Annotated in this window: 16 protein-coding genes; 13 read left to right on the forward strand and 3 right to left on the reverse strand. The window is 73.6% G+C overall.

From position 1 onward, the window contains the following. Positions 1-22 precede the first annotated feature (22 nt). Together SOY78_RS01285 and SOY78_RS01290 are read left to right on the forward strand one after the other, a co-directional pair. Entirely contained in the window at positions 23-910 is an 888-nt protein-coding gene (locus SOY78_RS01285; RefSeq protein ID WP_036382414.1) for a polysaccharide deacetylase family protein, read from the forward strand. Between the two features lie 30 nt (positions 911-940). Next, positions 941-1222, forward strand: a complete 282-nt coding sequence (locus SOY78_RS01290; RefSeq protein ID WP_235186485.1) for a hypothetical protein — start codon at positions 941-943, stop codon at positions 1220-1222. 133 nt (positions 1223-1355) lie between these two features. Here SOY78_RS01290 and SOY78_RS01295 read toward each other — a convergent pair whose 3' ends face one another. After that, positions 1356-2858 (reverse strand): long-chain-fatty-acid--CoA ligase, encoded by a 1503-nt coding sequence (locus SOY78_RS01295; protein ID WP_036382418.1) that lies wholly within the window; start codon positions 2856-2858, stop codon positions 1356-1358. 265 nt (positions 2859-3123) lie between these two features. Between SOY78_RS01295 and SOY78_RS01300 the strand changes: the two genes are divergently transcribed. The 8 genes from SOY78_RS01300 to SOY78_RS01335 all read left to right on the forward strand — a co-directional run bounded on the left by SOY78_RS01300 (position 3124) and on the right by SOY78_RS01335 (position 11573). Beyond that, on the forward strand, positions 3124-4185 hold the full coding sequence (locus SOY78_RS01300; protein ID WP_036382420.1) for a zinc-binding dehydrogenase: 1062 nt from the start codon (positions 3124-3126) through the stop codon (positions 4183-4185). An 89-nt stretch (positions 4186-4274) separates the two neighbouring features. Beyond that, a complete protein-coding gene (locus tag SOY78_RS01305; protein ID WP_036382422.1) occupies positions 4275-5192 on the forward strand; it encodes a MerR family transcriptional regulator in 918 nt (305 codons plus the stop codon). Positions 5193-5331: 139 nt separating this feature from the next. Beyond that, a complete protein-coding gene (locus SOY78_RS01310) occupies positions 5332-6888 on the forward strand; it encodes an alanine/glycine:cation symporter family protein (protein WP_324701675.1) in 1557 nt (518 codons plus the stop codon). Positions 6889-7023: 135 nt separating this feature from the next. After that, positions 7024-7242, forward strand: coding sequence for a hypothetical protein (locus SOY78_RS01315; protein WP_052007004.1), 219 nt, complete (start codon positions 7024-7026; stop codon positions 7240-7242). After that, positions 7239-7550, forward strand: a complete 312-nt coding sequence (locus tag SOY78_RS01320; protein WP_235186486.1) for a hypothetical protein — start codon at positions 7239-7241, stop codon at positions 7548-7550. Before SOY78_RS01315 ends, SOY78_RS01320 begins: the two co-directional genes overlap by 4 nt. A gap of 4 nt (positions 7551-7554) precedes the next feature. Further along, positions 7555-8724, forward strand: a complete 1170-nt coding sequence (locus tag SOY78_RS01325) for a cystathionine gamma-lyase (RefSeq protein WP_036382424.1) — start codon at positions 7555-7557, stop codon at positions 8722-8724. Between the two features lie 79 nt (positions 8725-8803). Then, entirely contained in the window at positions 8804-10435 is a 1632-nt protein-coding gene (locus SOY78_RS01330) for an amidohydrolase (RefSeq protein ID WP_036382432.1), read from the forward strand. Between the two features lie 217 nt (positions 10436-10652). After that, positions 10653-11573, forward strand: coding sequence for an SDR family oxidoreductase (locus tag SOY78_RS01335; protein ID WP_036382428.1), 921 nt, complete (start codon positions 10653-10655; stop codon positions 11571-11573). 30 nt (positions 11574-11603) lie between these two features. On the opposite strand, the gene SOY78_RS01340 is transcribed toward SOY78_RS01335, so the two are convergent. Together SOY78_RS01340 and trpB are read right to left on the reverse strand one after the other, a co-directional pair. Then, positions 11604-12305 carry a ZIP family metal transporter gene (locus SOY78_RS01340; RefSeq protein WP_036337122.1) on the reverse strand — a complete coding sequence of 234 codons (702 nt, stop codon included), beginning with the start codon at positions 12303-12305 and terminating at the stop codon, positions 11604-11606. 54 nt (positions 12306-12359) lie between these two features. Next, positions 12360-13661, reverse strand: a complete 1302-nt coding sequence (gene trpB, locus SOY78_RS01345) for a tryptophan synthase subunit beta (protein ID WP_197458574.1) — start codon at positions 13659-13661, stop codon at positions 12360-12362. 248 nt (positions 13662-13909) lie between these two features. On the opposite strand from trpB, the gene SOY78_RS01350 reads away from it, so the two are divergent. From SOY78_RS01350 to SOY78_RS01360, 3 genes are all read left to right on the forward strand, one after another. Next, entirely contained in the window at positions 13910-14485 is a 576-nt protein-coding gene (locus SOY78_RS01350) for a GIY-YIG nuclease family protein (RefSeq protein ID WP_063189372.1), read from the forward strand. A 91-nt stretch (positions 14486-14576) separates the two neighbouring features. Further along, the gene (locus SOY78_RS01355; RefSeq protein WP_141844158.1) at positions 14577-15140 is read left to right on the forward strand and encodes a GNAT family N-acetyltransferase; all 564 of its coding nucleotides are present in this window, start codon (positions 14577-14579) and stop codon (positions 15138-15140) included. Positions 15141-15157: 17 nt separating this feature from the next. Further along, the gene (locus SOY78_RS01360) at positions 15158-16189 is read left to right on the forward strand and encodes a DMT family transporter (RefSeq protein WP_082836637.1); all 1032 of its coding nucleotides are present in this window, start codon (positions 15158-15160) and stop codon (positions 16187-16189) included. The last annotated feature ends 8 nt before the right edge of the window (positions 16190-16197 follow it).

Below are 16197 nucleotides of genomic sequence, written 5' to 3' on the forward strand. Positions count from 1 at the left end.
ACGATTCCGAGGAGGAACCCCCATGGCGAAGAAGATCTACGTGAGCGTCGGCATCGATGTGGACGCGGTCGGCGGCTGGCTCGGCTCGTACGGCGGCGAGGACTCCCCGGGCGACATCTCCCGCGGCTTGTTCGCCGGCGAGGTGGGTGTACCGCGTCTGCTGCAGCTCTTCCAGCGGCGCGAGCTGCCGGTCTCCTGGTTCTGGCCGGGGCACTCGATCGAGACGTTCCCGGAGCAGTTCGACGCCGTGGTCGCCGCCGGTCACGAGATCGGCGTGCACGGGTACTCGCACGAGAACCCCATTGCCATGACCCGGCAGCAGGAGACCGAGATCCTGGACTACTGCACGGACCTGATCGAGCGCCGCTCGGGCACCAAGCCCGTGGGCTACGTGGCGCCGTGGTGGGAGTTCTCCAAGGTGACCAACGAGATCCTGCTCGAGCGGGGGTTCCTCTACGACCACTCGCTCATGCACGATGACCACACCCCGTACTACGTGCGTGTGGGGGACAGCTGGACGAAGATCGACTACGAGGCCGCGTCGGCGCACGAGTGGATGAAGCCGCTCGTCCGGGGTGAGGAGACCGACCTGATCGAGATCCCGGCGTCCTGGTACCTGGACGACCTGCCTCCCATGATGTTCATCAAGTCCAGCCCCAACAGCCACGGTTTCGTCTCCCCGCGGGACATCGAGCAGCTGTGGAAGGACCAGTTCGACTGGGTGCACCGCGAGATGGACTACGCGGTCTTCCCGATCACGATCCACCCGGACGTGTCGGGCCGCCCGCAGAACCTGCTCATGCTGGAACGGCTGTTCGACCACATCCAGGGGCACGACGGCGTGGAGTTCGCGTTCATGAAGGACGTGGCCGCGGACTTCGCCCGCCGGTTCCCGCGCGAGCGCGGCTGAGCGCGGATGTGCGGGGCGTGCGGGCGCGGGGTGGCGTCCCCGACGACGGCGCTCCTCAACGAGCACGGCCTCAAACGGCGGGCCCTGGCGCGGCTGCGCGGCGAGCTCGCCCCGGGATGTCGACTCACGCTCGAGGGGGACGCCTGGACGCTGATCCGCCGCTCGGGGCGCGGTGAGCACCACGCCGACGTCGAGGGGTTGATCGCCAGCCTCGAGGGCGGCGCCGCGGGGGACTGGGCCGGGGCCGAGCCACCACGGGAGGTTGTCGCGGCTGTGACGGCGGGGGTGGTGGCCCGAGGTCGACCGACCTGACGGCCGCGACACGACCTGGGGTCTGCCGTCAGATCATGTCGCGATCGACAGGTCATCCCGAATCCATCGCCGCCCCCCTCACGCCTCCGCCAGCACCTCGGCCCACACGCGGGCCCGGGCGGTCATCCCGAGATCACTCCGCCGGCGTCAATTCCCGCTTGAGGATCTTGCCCGTGGCGGTCTTGGGCAGCCCGTCCCGCACGTTCACGGTGCGCGGGTACTTGTAGGGGGCCACCTGGGACTTCACGTGCTGGATCAGCTCCTCCTCCGTGGCGTGCGCGCCGGGGGCGAGCACCACGTGCGCGGCGACCTCCTGGCCGAGCTCCGGGTGGGGCACCCCCACCACGGCGGCCTCCGCGACGGCCGGGTGCTCGTAGAGCACCTCCTCGATCTCGCGCGGGTACACGTTGAGCCCGCCGCGCAGGATCATGTCCTTCGTGCGGTCCACGATGTAGTAGTTGCCCGCGGCGTCGCGCCGGGCGAGGTCGCCGGAGCGGAACCAGCCGTCCTCGGTGATGGCCTGGGCGGTGGCCTCCGGCTTGCCCCAGTAGCCCTTCATCACGTTCTCGCCGCGGATCCACACCTCGCCCAGGGTCTCCTCGTCGCCCTCGGGCACGACGGCCCCGTCCGGCGTCACCAGCTGCAGTTCGCACCCGCGGACGGCGCGTCCGATCGAGCCCGGCTGATGCTTCTCACCCGGATGGTTGAAGCACGCCACCGGGGAGGTCTCGGACAGGCCGTAGCCCTCGAGGATCTCGCACTTGAAGGTGGCTTCGAAGCGGCGCAGCAGCTCCACGGGCAGGGCGGATCCGCCGGAGACGCCCAGGCGCAGGCTGGCCAGGTCCTCCGGACGGTCCTTGGCCGCGGCCAGCACCGCCCCGTACATGGTGGGCACGCCGATGAACACGTCCACCGCGCACTCCCGGACGGTCTGCACGGCCACGGCGGGATCGAAGCGGGGGATCAACGCCAGGCTGGCGCCCGTCGTCACGGACGCCATGAGCGCGCACGTGAGGCCGAAGACGTGGAACAGCGGCAGGCAGCCGAGCACGGTCTCCCCGTGCTGGAGCTGGATCAGCGTCTCCGCCGCGGTGTCCGCGTTGGTGCCCATGTTCCGGTGGGTCAGCTGGGCCCCCTTGGGGCGGCCGGTGGTGCCGGAGGTGTAGAGGATGACGGCGTCGTCCTCGAGGTCCCGCTCGACGGTCTCGGTCACCGGGCCGGGGCTCTCCGCGAGGTGCGGGGCGAGGCCGTCCTCGCCGAGGGTGCGCAGCGGCACACCGCGCTCGCGGGCGCCCTCCACGGCTTCCTCGGACGGCACGGACCACAGCATCGACGTGCCCGAGTCCTCCAGGTAGTACTCGATCTCGCGGCGCTTGAACAGCGGGTTCATCGGGACGACGACGGCGCCCAGCTGCAGGGCCGCGAAGAACACCACCGGGAACGCCGGGATGTTCGGCACCATGAGCGCCACGCGGTCCCCGGGGCCGATGCCCTCCTGCCGCATGAGCCCGGCCAGGCGCTGGGACTGGTCCTGGAGCTCCGCATACGTCATGCGGTTCTCGCCGAGGATCAGGGCGGTGGAGTGCGGATGCTCGGCGGCGGTGCGCTCGAGGCGGGCGGACAGGGTGGGGGTCACGACGGGCCTCCGAGGGGAGTCGGATGTGATGGGAACCACAGTGTAACGCCCGGCGGCGCTCGTTCGCTGTGAGCCGAGCGGGGTGTGTCGGCCGACCTCACGCCAGCGACATCACCGCGGTTCTGCCCGGCGGTGATGTCGCTGGCGCGCGGTCATCCACCGGCCCCGCCTGCGACGTCGATGTGTCGTCTCCACGGCCCAGGGGCGCAAGACTGGTCCCCGCACACCGCCGCCCGGACCGCCGGGCCAGACCGGAGGACAGACCATGACCGCACAGACCCCCGCCACCCCTGCCATCCCCGCGACGATGAAGGCGGTCGTCATGCGTGCGCCGGGCGACGTCGTCGTGGAGGAGGTGGACACTCCGCGCGTCGCCCAGCCCACGGACGTGGTCCTGAAGCTGGCCGCCGCGTGCGTGTGCGGCTCGGACCTGTGGCCCTACCGCGGCCACAACGACGTCGACAACCGGCGCATGGGCCACGAGTACGTCGGCACGATCGTGGAGAAGGGCGAGGACGTCGCCACCCTCGAGGTCGGCGACTTCGTGATCGGCTCCTTCATGCTCTCGGACAACACGTGCGAGATCTGCCAGGCCGGCTACCAGTCCCGCTGCGTCAACGCCGGCGAGTACACGGGCAGTCAGGCGCAGTACATGCGCGTCGAGCTCGCCGACGGCTCCCTCGTGAAGGTGCCCGGGGGCGAGCCCTCGGACCCGGACCGCCTGGCCGACTACCTCGCCGCCTCGGATGTGCTCGGCACCGGCTGGTACGCCGCCGTCGCCGCGCAGGCCGGCCCCGGCAAGACCATCGCCGTGGTCGGCGACGGCGCCGTCGGCCTGTGTGCCGTCCTGGCCGCCAAGACCCTCGGCGCGGAGCAGGTCATCGTGTTCTCCCGCCATGAGGATCGGGCCGCGCTCGCCCGGGAGTTCGGTGCCGACGTCGTGATCGCCGAGCGCGGCGAGGAGGGTGCCGCCCAGGTGCGCGAGCTCACCGGCGGCTACGGCGCGCACGGGGTGTGCGAGGCCGTCGGCACGCAGGGCTCCATGGACCAAGCTCTGGCCTCGGTGCGCCCCGGCGGGTACGTCGGGTTCGTGGGCGTCTCCCACGACCAGACCCTCGACGGCTCCGACCTCTTCGGCCGGCAGATCCACCTCGAGGGCGGCCCCGCCCCCGTCCGCCGTTTCCTGCCCGAGCTGATCGAGCGCATCCAGTCCGGGGAGATCCAGCCCGGCCGTGTGTTCACCTCGCGCATGCCGCTCGACGACGCCGCCGAGGCGTATCGGGCCATGGACGAGCGCCGCGAGATCAAGGTGCTGCTGGAGGTCTGAGGCCGTCGGTCTCGAGCAGGCTGGGCGACGCTTGACCCTCCCCTTGGGGGAACGCCCACGCTGGGATCACCTGAGAGAGAGGTCGCCCCATGAGCCCCCTGATGACCGTCGGCGAGTTCGCCCTCGCCACCGGACTGAGCGCGAAGGCGCTGCGCTTCTACGACGAGCGCGGCCTCCTCGCCCCCGCCGACGTCGACGCCCACTCCGGATACCGCCGCTACGCACCCGCCCAGATCCGGACGGCCGCGCAGATCCGCGTCCTGCGGGCGGCCGGCCTCACGGTCGACGACGTCCGGTCCGTCCTCGCGGACCCGGCCTCCCTGCCGGCGCGGCTCGAGACACACGCGGCCGAGCTGCGACGCCGCCGCGACCTCGAGGACCGCGCGCTCGCGCTCGCGGTCGCCGGTGTCTACGCGGCCCCGGATCCTGACGACGACGGCGCCCCCGCCCGTCCCGGCCCCGTGGCGGAGCGCACGGTCGGGCCGACGCCGTGGGCCGGCGTCGTGCAGCGGGTGGCCCTGGACGAGGCCGGTGAGGAGGCGACCACCGAGCGCGCGAACGACGCCTTCGCGACGCTGTTCCAGGCGCTCGCGGAGGCGGGGTCGGCACCGGCCGGGCCGCCGTGGACGGCACTGCGTCCGGTGCCGGGCACCGCCGACGTCGTGGAGACCGTCCTGGCCGTCCCGCTGAGCGGCCCGGCTCCCACGGGCCTCAGGGTCGGCGGGCACGAGGTGGTGACCGGGGCGCTGCCGCGCCGCGTGGAGCGGTACGTGGACGTGCGGGCCGATGCGGGCGAGGTCGACCTGCTCGACGACGCCCCCGGCGGCGCGCTGCCCCATCCGGACCTGCTGGGACTGATGGACGCGTTCGACGTGGAGGATGCCGGCGCCGCGCCGGAGATCCGCCAGATCCTCGCGGACCCGGACGCCGGCCACGTCGAGCTGGCGATGACGGTGCGGGAGGAGGCGGTGACGGTGCAGGAGGAGGCGGGAGCGGGGCAGGGGTGAGCCGGTGCGGGGGCGGCACGGCGTGTCTGGCCGGCCGACCCTGCCGGTCCCACACAGACCCCCCGGGGGCTCAGGGGTGCCGGAGGTGGCCCGAATGTGATGGAGTGCACGGATCCTGTCCACGACCTGGGAAGTGACCATGGAGCAGTTCGTCACCGCCGCCAACTCGATCATGTGGAGCCTGCCCATGGTCGTCGGGCTCCTCGCCCTGGGCCTGTACTTCACGATCCGCATGGCAGCTCCCCAGGTGCGGCTGCTCAAGGACATGGTGGGTCAGCTGGTCAGGGGAGGATCGTCGTCGGCGGGGATCAGCTCGTTCCAGTCGTTCGCCATGGCCCTGGGTGGGCGCATCGGGGTCGGCAACATCGCGGGCGTCGCGGCCGCGATCTACCTGGGCGGCCCGGGCGCACTGTTCTGGATGTGGGCGACGGCGATCCTCGGCGCCCCCGTGGCGCTCGTGGAGAGCTCGCTCGCACAGCTCTACAAGCACAAGGTCCGCGGCGAGTACCGCGGCGGGCCCGCGTACTACATCCTCGAGGGGCTCGGCCGGAACTGGCGGTGGCTGGCGGTCGCGTACGCCGCGGCCACCGTGTTCGCCACCGTCTTCACCGGCCCGCAGATCCAGGCCAACGCCGTCACCGCCGCCACGACCGAGGCGTGGGGCTGGGACCCGCTGTGGGTGGGTCTCGGGATGGCCGTGCTGTTCTGCGTGATCGTGTTCGGCGGCATGCACCGCCTGGGCCGCACGGTGGGCCTCGTGGTCCCGTTCATGGCCGGTGCGTACATCCTGGTGGGGCTGCTCGTCGTCGGGCTGATGTGGCAGCAGGTCCCCGCGATGTTCGGCCTGATCTTCTCCAGCGCGCTGGGCCTGGACTCGGTCTACGGCGGCATCCTCGGCGCCGCCGTCGCGTGGGGCGTGCGCCGTGCCGTGTACTCCACCGAGATCGGCACCGGTTCGGGCGCCCAGGCCTCGGCGGCCGCTCACGTCTCCCACCCCGTGAAGCAGGGCCTGGCCCAGGCGTTCTCCGCCTACGTGGACACCCTGTTCGTCTGCACCATGACCGGCCTGATGATCCTCGCCACGAACAGCTTCAACGTGCTGGGCCCGGACGAGGAGAGCCTCCTCGCGGAGCACGTGCCCGGCGTCGAGGAGGGCCCAGCATGGGTCCAGATCGCCATCGACGAGGCACTGCCCGCCTTCGGCCCGTCCTTCGTGGCGATCGCCGTCTTCCTCTTCTCCTTCACCACCCTGCTCTCCTTCGCGTTCTACGCGGAGACGAATGTCGCCTACCTCATCCCGAACAAGACGGCGCAGCGCGCGGTCATCGCGGTCGCCCGGCTGCTGCTGGCCGGCTCCATGGTGTTCGGGTCCGTGCAGAGCTCGGCCCTCGTGTGGGCGTACGCCGACTTCGGCGTCGGCCTCTACACGTGGGTGAACATCGTGGCGCTCATCCTGCTGAGCCCCGTGGCCATCCGGCTGCTCAAGGACTACGACCGCCAGCGCCGCGCCGGCCAGGAACCCGTGCTGGATCCGCACGCGATCGGCGTCCGCAACGCCCGCCTGTGGGAGCAGATCCACGCGGCGTACCAGCAGACCGGCGACCTCGACCGCGCCATGGAGCACGTCGCCGACACCGCCCCGGACACCCGCGCGATCACGATCGTGCGCGGGGGCCCGGAGCGCGGGGAGGGGTGAGCGGGACGGGGTCGGCCCGCTCCCGCACCCGAGAGGACTCCGCCCTGGCCGACGTCTCCACCTCCACCGACACCGCCGTCGGCGACTCGGACACCCGCCCCGCCGCCGAACGCACGGACGCCCCCTGTCGCCGCGGTGCTGCTCGCCGGCCGGGCCGCGCTGGTCACGGGCGGCATCCTGGGCATCGGGTTCGGCATCGCTGCGTCGCTGCGGGACGCCGCGGCGCGGGTCGCCGTCACGGGGCTGACCGACGAGGAGTACGCGGCCGCCCGCGAGGCCGGGTTCCCCGCGTACGTGCTGGACGTGCTTGCGTCCAACGCGGGCATCTACCCCCGAGCCGGATCGCGGACATGACGGACGAGGACGTCGACCTGATCTTCGACGTCAACGTGAAGGGAACCATTCACGCGGCGCAGGCGGCGCAGCTGGGTTTCGTGCGGTCCGCGGCGATCGAGCTGGCGCGCCACGGCATCACCGCACCCGGCGCCCCTTCCAGGGCACCGACCTCACGCCGATCCGCCCGGTCCTGCGCAACGCCGGTTGAGTTATCACGGGTTTTTGCGCCCAGGACCCGCGATAAGTCAACCAGCGTTGCTTCGGGCGGTAGATCCGGGGCCGCCAGCTGCTCTGGTGAATCCGCGCACGGCGCCCCGGCAGAATGACTCCATGGCATCCCCGCAGCCCCCCGCTTTCGGCCCCGTCCTCCACCACCGCGCCCACGGCATGGCCCCCGGCGACGCCATCTCCCCGCCGCTGGTGCACGCCTCCGCGTTCCACTTGCCTGGGTCCGGTCCCGACGGCGCCCCCGTCGCCCCCGGTGCGGACGTCGCCTTCCAATACGCCCGCTGGGGCACGCCCACCTGGGCCGCGCTCGAGGCCGCCCTCGGCGCGCTCGAGGACGCGGACGTCGCCGTCGTCCCCTCCGGCATGGCGGCCATCGCCGCCGCCCTGCTGCCCGTGCTCCGCCCCGGCGACCGCGCCCTGCTGCCCTCGGACGGCTACGGCGCCACCCGCGCCCTCGCCACCGAGCACCTCGTGCCCGCCGGCGTCCACGTGGACTTCGTGTCCACGCCGGGCCTCGCGGAGGCCGACCTCTCCGCCTACGACCTCGTGTTCGTCGAGACCCCCTCCAACCCCGGGCTGCGCGTCGCGGACCTGGCCAACGTCGCCGCCCGCGCCCACGCGAACGGGCGGCGGGACGGGAAGGGGGCGCTCGTCGTCGTGGACAACACCTCCCTGACCCCGCTGGGGCAGCGGCCGCTGGACCTGGGGGCGGACGTCGTCGTCGCCTCGGACACGAAGGCCCTCAACGGGCACTCCGACGCCCTCGGCGGGCACGTCGCGTCCCGCGACCCCGGGCTGATGGCGCGCGTGCGCGGCTGGCGCACCCTGGCCGGCGGGATCCTCGGCACCCACGAGGCCTGGCTGATCCACCGCGGTCTGGAGACCCTCGAGGTCCGCTTCGCCCGCATGTGCGCGTCGGCGCTCGCGTTCGCCGAGCTCGCGACCGGGCACCCGGCCGTGCGCGCGGTGGCCTACCCGGGGCTGCCGGACCACCCGGACGCGGCGATCGTCGCGCGCCAGATGACGGCGGCAGGTGGCGTCGTCGGGCTGGAGTTCGCGGACGCGGCCGCGGCGGAGCGGTTCATCGGGGCGGCCACGTACGTGGTGGCGCAGACGAGCTTCGGCGGCACCCACACCGCGGCCGAGCGCCGCGCCCGCTGGGGCGACGACGTCCCGGCCGGCTTCGTGCGCCTGTCCGTGGGCGTCGAGCCGACGGCGGAGCTGCTCACCGACCTGGCCCGGGCGCTGGACGCGGCGGCCGGACCCGCCTGAGCCCGGCCCTGCCCGCCTGAGCCCGGCCCGCTACGCTCGCGAACCATCCCCCGCCGCCCCGTCCCAGGAGACCCGCCCCATGCAGCTCGACCTGATCGTGGAGAACGCCCGGCTCATCACCGGCGACCCCGCCCGCCCGTCGGCCTCGCGGCTGGGGGTGTGGCGGGGCGTCGTCGTCGGGGTGGACGAGGAGCTGGACGGCCTCGCGACGCGCGAACGTCTCGACGCGCGGGGGCGCACCGTCCTCGCCGGGTTCAACGACGCCCACGCGCACAGCGTCTGGTTCGGCCAGTCCCGGCTGGACGTGGACCTCGAGGGCGCGCGCACCGCGGAGGAGGTCCACCGCCGGGTCTGCGCCCGCGCCGCCGAGCTCGACCCTGGCGCCTGGGTGACGTGCACCGGCTTCGACCCCGGCCACCTCACCGGCCCCCAGCCCGACCGGGACAGCCTCGACGCCGCCGCCTCCGGGCGCCCCGTGCTCATCCGCCACAACACGGGCCACGCCGTCACGGTGTCCGGGGCGGTGCTGGTCCTGGCCGGTGTGGGGGAGCAGGTGCTGCAGCAGCCCGAGGGCGGGCGGATCCTCACGGATGCCGCCGGCCGCCCCACCGGCCTGTTGGAGGAGACCGCCATGAGCCTGGTGACCCGGCTGCTGCAGCCGGAGTCCCACGAGCACATCGGCGCGTGCCTGGCGCGGGCGTCGCAGGAGTACGCGGCCGAGGGCATCACCTCGGTGACGGATGCGGGGGTGGCCGGCGGGTGGATCGGGCACAGCCCGCTCGAGTTCGGCGCGTATCAGCGCGCCCGGGACGCGGGGCTGCTGCGCACCCGCTTCCAGACGATGGTCACCCTGGACGCGCTGCACCCGGTGGACGGCCATCCCGACGACGGCACGCACCTCACCCTCGACGCCGGTGTGCGCACGGGGGTGGGCGACGAGTGGCTGCAGATCGGGCCGGCGAAGGTGTTCACGGACGGGTCGATGCTGGGCCAGACCGCCGCGATGACCGAGGACTACTGCGGCCACGGCCACGGCCGCGGCTACCTGCAGCAGGACGCGGGGGAGATGCGCCGGGCGTGCCTCGGTGCGGCGGCCGCCGGATGGGCGCTGGCCCTGCACGCGATCGGCGACGCCGCCCTCGACTTCGCCCTCGACGTGATCGCCGAGGCGCGGGGCCGGTTCGGGCGGCCCGTGATGCCGCACCGCGTGGAGCACGGCGGGGTGGTCCGCGACGATCAGGTGGCCCGCATGGCCGAGCTGGAGGTCGTGATGGCCACCCAGCCGAACTTCATCAGCGCGTTCGGCGGGTCGGTGCGGGAGCGGATCGGGCCGGAGCGGGCCGCGCTGTCGTACCCGGCCGGGCGGCTGCTGCGCGCGGGCCTGGTGCTGCCCGGCAGCTCGGACCGTCCCGTGGCCGGCGGCCGCCCGCTGGAGGTCATCCAGGACTTCGTGCTGCGCCGCACCGAGACCGGCGAGCAGTACGGCCCGGACGCGGAGCGGCTCACGGTGGCCGAGGCCCTGCACGCCTACACGGTCGGCTCCGCGGAGGCGACCGGCTGGGGCGGCCGCAAGGGACGGCTCGCCGCAGGCCAGCTCGCGGACTTCACGGTGCTCAGCGAGGACCCGCACGCGGTGCCGAGTGACCAGATCGCGGCGATCGACGTCGTCGCCACCGCCGTGGGCGGGGAGTTCGTGCACGGCGGGCTGTGACGCCCGGCCCCGGCCCCGACGCCCCGCGACGAGCCCTGCGATATGGCCCCTAAACGCGTGGTTTAGGGGCCATATCGCAGGGCTCGTCATCCGGGGGAGCGGGTGGGGCATGTCCGGCGACCCGGCGGTCAGCCGTGGCGCCGCCGGGGGGCTGCTCCCTACGCTCGGAGGACGGCGCGCAGACCGCGCGTCGCCCCGAGACCGTGAGGAGCACCCCGTGGCGCACGACGACGCGAACACCACCACCACCGACCAGCTCACCCTGCAGGACCCCACGAAGCGCTACCCCGTGATCAGCCCGCCGGAGGAGACGCTGCCCGGCACCGGCCTGGACGCGGAGATGACGCCGAAGGCCGACCTGGGTGAGAAGTCCTACCGCGGCACCGGCCGTCTCGAGGGCCGCAAGGCACTCATCACCGGCGGCGACTCCGGCATCGGCGCGGCCACCGCGATCGCGTTCGCGCGCGAGGGCGCCGACGTCGTGATCACCTACCTGCCCGAGGAGGAGAAGGACGCCCAGCACGTCCTCGGGGTCCTGCAGGCGGAGGGGCGCACCGCCGCCGGGATCCCCGGCGACCTCCGCGACAAGACGTTCTGCGCCGACCTCGTGGCCCAGGCGGTCGAGAAGCTCGGCGGGCTGGACGTGCTGGTGAACAACGCCGGCAAGCAGGTGGCGCAGGACTCGATCGAGGACATCGACGACGAGCAGCTCGAGGCCACCTTCGACGTCAACATCCTGGCCCAGTTCCGCCTGGTCAAGGCCGCCCTGCCGCACCTGAAGCCGGGTTCCACGATCATCAACACCACGTCCGTGGTGACCTACATGGCCCCGCCGCAGCTCGTGGACTACGCCTCCACCAAGGCCGCCATCAACACCTTCACGAAGGCCCTGGGCCAGCAGCTGGCCCCGAAGGGCATCCGCGTGAACGCCGTGGCGCCCGGGCCGATCTGGACCCCGCTGCAGCCCTCCGGCGGCCAGAAGTCGGAGGACCTGCCGGAGTTCGGCCAGTCCACTCCGCTGGGCCGCGCCGGGCAGCCCACCGAGCTGGCCCCGGCGTACGTGTTCCTGGCCTCGCCGGAGTCCTCCTATGTGGTGGGCGCGACCATCCCGGTGACCGGCGGCATGCCCACCCCGTGACCGGAGCCGGGCGTTCCTGTCCCTGGGCGGTCACACCACCAGGGACAGGAACGCGCCGAGCGCGAAGCCGACCACGGTGAGCAGCCCGGCCTTCTCCCCGCCCTTCTCTCGGGCCTCGGGGATCATCGTGTCGATCAGCATGACCAGCAGGGCGCCGGCCGCGAAGCCCTGGATGCCGCCGGTCAGGGCAGGGGAGGCGACGTCGGCGATCAGCCCGCCGCCCCACGTCGCCAGGGCGCAGACCACCGCCACGAGCGACCACTGGATCAGCAGGTGGCGGCGCGTCTTGCCGCCGTCGAGGGAGTCGGCCGTGGCGGCGATGGACTCGGGCAGGTTGGACATGAAGATCGCCACGAGCAGCGCGAGGGACACGCCCTCGCCCGCGACCAGCCCGATGCCCAGCACGAGCTGTTCCGGGATGCCGTCCAGCAGCGCGCCCACGGTCAGCGCCGCACCCGAGGACGAGCCCCCGGACCTCGCGGCGGAGCGCTCCACCGCACGGTCGCCGAGGAAGTAGGCGGCCGCGCCGAGCGTCAACCCGATGCCGACGGCGGCAGGTCCGGCCGCCTGCACGCCCGCCTCCGCGAGCTCGAAGGACACGGACGCGATCAGGGCGCCGGCGCCGAAGGCGAGCACGAGTCCGATCGTGCCCATGTGCCAGCGGCGCAGGGTCGCCAGGACGGCGCCCACGAGCAGGGAGGACGCGGCGACCGCGCCCCACATCAGGGTCATCACGGCAGCCAGGCTACGCGCTGACCGGGGGCGACGCCGGGCCGCCGCCTCAGCTCACCGCACGACCTCGTCCGCCTCGCCCGTGAGCCCGAGCTTCTCGGCCACGTAGTCCACGTCCTTGTCTCCGCGGCCGGAGAGGTTGACCAGGATCCGCGCGTCCCGGCCCATCTGCGGGGCGAGGCGGATCGCGTGCGCCACGGCGTGCGCGGACTCGAGCGCGGGGATGACGCCCTCGAGCCGCGTGAGCCGCTGGAACGCGTCGAGCACGGCCGCGTCGTCCTCGGCCACGTACCGGACGCGGCCGACGCTCGCGAAGTGGGCGTGCTGTGGACCGACGCCCGGGTAGTCCAGGCCCGAGGCGATCGAGTGCACGGGATCCGGGGTGCCGTCGTCGTCGGCGAGGACGAGGGTGGCCATGCCGTGGAGGACGCCGTCGCGGCCCTGGGTCATGGTCATCGCGTGCTCGCCCTTGGTCGCGGAGCGGCCGCCGGGCTCGACGCCCACGAGCGCGACGTCGGCGTCGTCGAGGAACGCGGTGAACGCGCCGATCGCGTTGGAGCCGCCGCCCACCGCGGCGACGACGGCGCTCGGCAGCGCCCCGAACCGCTCCTGGAACTGGGCGCGGGCCTCGCGGCCGACCACGGACTGGAAGTCGCGGATCATCGTGGGGAACGGGTGCGGTCCCACCACGGAGCCGATCGCGAACAGGTACTTCTCCGGGTCCGCCGCGTACACCTCGAACGCCGAGTCCACGGCCTCCTTCAGGGAGCGGCCCTCGCGCTCCACCGAGACCACCTTCGTGCCGAGCAGGCGCATGCGCACCACGTTGGGGTGCTGCTTGGCCACGTCGATCGCACCCATGTGGATCTCGCAGTCGAGGCCGACCATCGCGGCCGCCGTCGCCAGGGCCACGCCGTGCTGGCCGGCGCCGGTCTCCGCGATCAGGCTGCGCTTGCCCATGCGCTTGGCGAGCAGCGCCTCGCCGATCGTGTGGTTGATCTTGTGGGCGCCCGTGTGGTTCAGGTCCTCGCGCTTGAGCACGATCCGTGCGCCGCCGAGCTCGTCGGAGAGGCGGTCCAGCGGGGTCAGGGGGGAGGGGCGCCCGACGGCGTCGCGCAGCAGGCGTCGGTATTCGGCGTAGAACTCGGGGTCCTGGCGCGCCTCGGCGTACGCGCGGGCGACCTCGGCCATGGGGCCGGCCAGCTGCGGGGGCAGGTGGGCGCCGCCATACTGGCCGAACATGCCGTCCGCGGAGACGTCCAGGTCCGGGGTGGTGACGAGGTCGCAGGCCTCGGCGAGGGTGCGGGGCTCGGGGGCGCCTCTCAGGGCGTTGTCCTCGGGGTTGCGGTGGGTCATCGGGGGTCCTCCTGGGATGGGGCCCGCCGGAGCCGCTCATGACGGAGCCGCCCGGCAGGCGAGCGGCTCGTCGTGTCAGATGCGCATGACCGGGGCCGCCCTCAGGCGGTCCACCACTGCTGCGCGTGCATCTGCATGGGGCCAGCGTACTGCACGTCGGGGCAGGCGTGAGTCTCACCATGTGGCTACAAATCTCATAATGTGGACGCGGCTCCCCATCTCAGTGAATCGCGATTCACCCTGGATCCATGACCGTCACCACCGTCGACACCCAGTCCCTGACCGCCGAGGCCGCCGCTGTGCTGGCCGCGATGCCCGGTGTGTCCTACGAGACGTTCCTCGCCGAGGCCCCAAGCCTGCCGGGTGTGGTCGCCGTCGTCGCCGACGACGCGGCCCGTGCCGCCCTCGGCCTGCCCGCGCAGCACACCGGCCTGCTCGCCGTGACGGCGGCGCCGCACGGCCTGCGCGACCGCGACGTCCGCGTCGCCTTCCAGTCCGGCCGCACCGGCGCCTCCCCGCTGCGCCAGGGCCTGGCCGCCCTGCTGGCGGGCGAGCTCGGCCTGGACGTGGAGCGCACCAGCCCGGGTGCGGCGGGGGCGGGCTTCACCCTCACCCCGGAGTCCGAGCAGACGCTCACGGCGTGGATGCGGGAGCACCTGACGCTGCGCGCCTGGGTCGCCCAGGACGCCTCCGCCCTCGAGGGGGTCGCCCGAGAGGTGGCCGCCGACCTCGCCCCGGCCCTGCAGCCGGGCGCTCTGGAGGCCCCCGTGGCGCAGCGGGTCGCGGCCATGAGGGCCTCCGCCCGCCGGTCCGCCACGCTCTGAGCCGGCCGGTCGCCCGGGCGACGCCCTCGTCCGTGGCGCTCGGTCTCGTCGTGCCGGGAGATCACCCCGAGGCCGCTGACAGGATGGGTGCATGAAGCACGAGATCGTCCTCACCCGCGGGGACCTCACCCTGCGCCCCCTTGCCCCCGACGACGGCCCCGCCCTGTGCGAGCTCGTCGACGCGGCTATGTGGGCGGGGAACAGCGCGCCCCTGCCGGTGGACGGCGCGGCCATGTCCGCGCACCTCGCCGAGCTGATCGAGCGGGAGGGCACCTTCGCCTTCGCCGTCGAGCAGGGCGGGGAGCTGGTGGGGCGCACGAGCCTCTATGACCTGGTGCCCGGGCTGCGGGTGGAGGTGGGGCACACGGTCTACGCGCGTCGGGTGTGGGGCACCTCCGTGAACCCCGGCTGCAAGCTGCTGCTGTTCGGGCACGCGTTCGAGGAATGGGCACTGGAGCGGGTGGCCCTGCGCTGCGACCACCGCAACGCCCGTTCACACGCCGCCATCGCCCGCCTGGGGGCGACGTTCGAGGGCACTCTGCGCCGCTTCCGTCCGGCGGCAGACGGGACGATCGCCGACGTCGACTACTTCAGCGTGGTGCGCGAGGAATGGCCCGCGGTGCGCGCCGGGCTCGAGGCGCGCCTGGCGGCCTAGGGGTGTACAACGGGGGGATGCCACCCGAAGCCTCTGCCCCGTCCGCCGAGCGCGGACCCTCCCGCTCCCGACCGGCCGCCGTCGCCGCCCGCCCGGACGCCCCCTCCCCGCGGGCGACCGCCCTGCTGTTCGCGCTCGCGGTGGCCGCCGGCTCCGTGATGCCGCTGCAGGGCCGCATCAACTCCCGCCTCGCCCACCTGACGGGCGACCCCGTCCTCGCCGCGCTGTGCTCCTTCGCGGCGGGCCTGGTCGTCATGGTGCTCGTGAGCGTGCTGACGCCGCGGGGCCGCCGGGGCCTGGCCCGCATCCGCCCGGCCCTCGCCGCGGGGTCCGTGCGCCCGTGGTACGCGGTGGCGGGCGTGATCGGCGGACTCCTGGTGCTCACCCAGTCCGCGACGATCGGCCCCCTCGGCGTGGCCGTGTTCACGGTCGCCGTGGTCACCGGGCAGGTGGTCGGCGGGATGGTCGTGGACCGGCTCGGGCTCAGCCCCGCCGGGGTGCAGCGCCTGACGCCGCGGCGCCTCACGGGGGCGGCGCTCGCCCTGGCCGCGGTCGCCCTCGTGGTGTGGCCCAAGCTCGGCGAGGCCGGCGGCGGGCCCGGCTGGGCGCTGCTGGCCCTGCTGCCCCTGCTGGCCGGCCTGGCCACCGCCGGACAGCAGGTGTTCAACGCCCGTCAGACCACGGCCTACGGCACCGCCATCCCGGCGACCCTGGTCAACTTCACCGCCGGCGTCCTCTTCCTCGGGATCGTGTGGGGCGGGATCGTCCTGGCCTCCGGCCACGGCATGCCCGCGCTGCCGCACGACTGGCGGCTCTACCTCGGCGGCCCGCTGGGGTGCGTATTCATCGGGGTGGGCGCCATGGTCGTCCCGCGCCTGGGCGTCTTCGCCGCCACCCTCGGCCTGGTCTCGGGCAACCTCCTGGGCTCCCTCATGGTGGACCTGGTGGCCCCCACCGACGGATCCACGGTCACCACGACGACGGTGCTGGGCACCCTGGGCGCCCTCGCCGCCGTCACGCTTGCGTCCTGGCCGGCGCGGCGCCGGTAGCGCCGCCC

It is taken from the genome of Micrococcus sp. HOU01 (assembly GCF_035609305.1).
GTDB lineage: Bacteria > Actinomycetota > Actinomycetes > Actinomycetales > Micrococcaceae > Micrococcus > Micrococcus luteus.

What these genes read in the sequence shown, in the direction of transcription:
- SOY78_RS01285 (WP_036382414.1), top strand. Translation starts at nt 23, where the DNA reads ATGGCGAAGAAGATCTACGTGAGCGTCGGCATCGATGTGGACGCGGTC.
- SOY78_RS01300 (WP_036382420.1), top strand. Translation starts at nt 3,124, where the DNA reads ATGACCGCACAGACCCCCGCCACCCCTGCCATCCCCGCGACGATGAAG.
- SOY78_RS01305 (WP_036382422.1), top strand. Translation starts at nt 4,275, where the DNA reads ATGAGCCCCCTGATGACCGTCGGCGAGTTCGCCCTCGCCACCGGACTG.
- SOY78_RS01310 (WP_324701675.1), top strand. Translation starts at nt 5,332, where the DNA reads ATGGAGCAGTTCGTCACCGCCGCCAACTCGATCATGTGGAGCCTGCCC.
- SOY78_RS01320 (WP_235186486.1), top strand. Translation starts at nt 7,239, where the DNA reads ATGACGGACGAGGACGTCGACCTGATCTTCGACGTCAACGTGAAGGGA.
- SOY78_RS01325 (WP_036382424.1), top strand. Translation starts at nt 7,555, where the DNA reads ATGGCATCCCCGCAGCCCCCCGCTTTCGGCCCCGTCCTCCACCACCGC.
- SOY78_RS01330 (WP_036382432.1), top strand. Translation starts at nt 8,804, where the DNA reads ATGCAGCTCGACCTGATCGTGGAGAACGCCCGGCTCATCACCGGCGAC.
- SOY78_RS01340 (WP_036337122.1), bottom strand. Translation starts at nt 12,305, where the DNA reads ATGACCCTGATGTGGGGCGCGGTCGCCGCGTCCTCCCTGCTCGTGGGC.
- trpB (WP_197458574.1), bottom strand. Translation starts at nt 13,661, where the DNA reads ATGACCCACCGCAACCCCGAGGACAACGCCCTGAGAGGCGCCCCCGAG.
- SOY78_RS01350 (WP_063189372.1), top strand. Translation starts at nt 13,910, where the DNA reads ATGACCGTCACCACCGTCGACACCCAGTCCCTGACCGCCGAGGCCGCC.
- SOY78_RS01355 (WP_141844158.1), top strand. Translation starts at nt 14,577, where the DNA reads ATGAAGCACGAGATCGTCCTCACCCGCGGGGACCTCACCCTGCGCCCC.
- SOY78_RS01360 (WP_082836637.1), top strand. Translation starts at nt 15,158, where the DNA reads ATGCCACCCGAAGCCTCTGCCCCGTCCGCCGAGCGCGGACCCTCCCGC.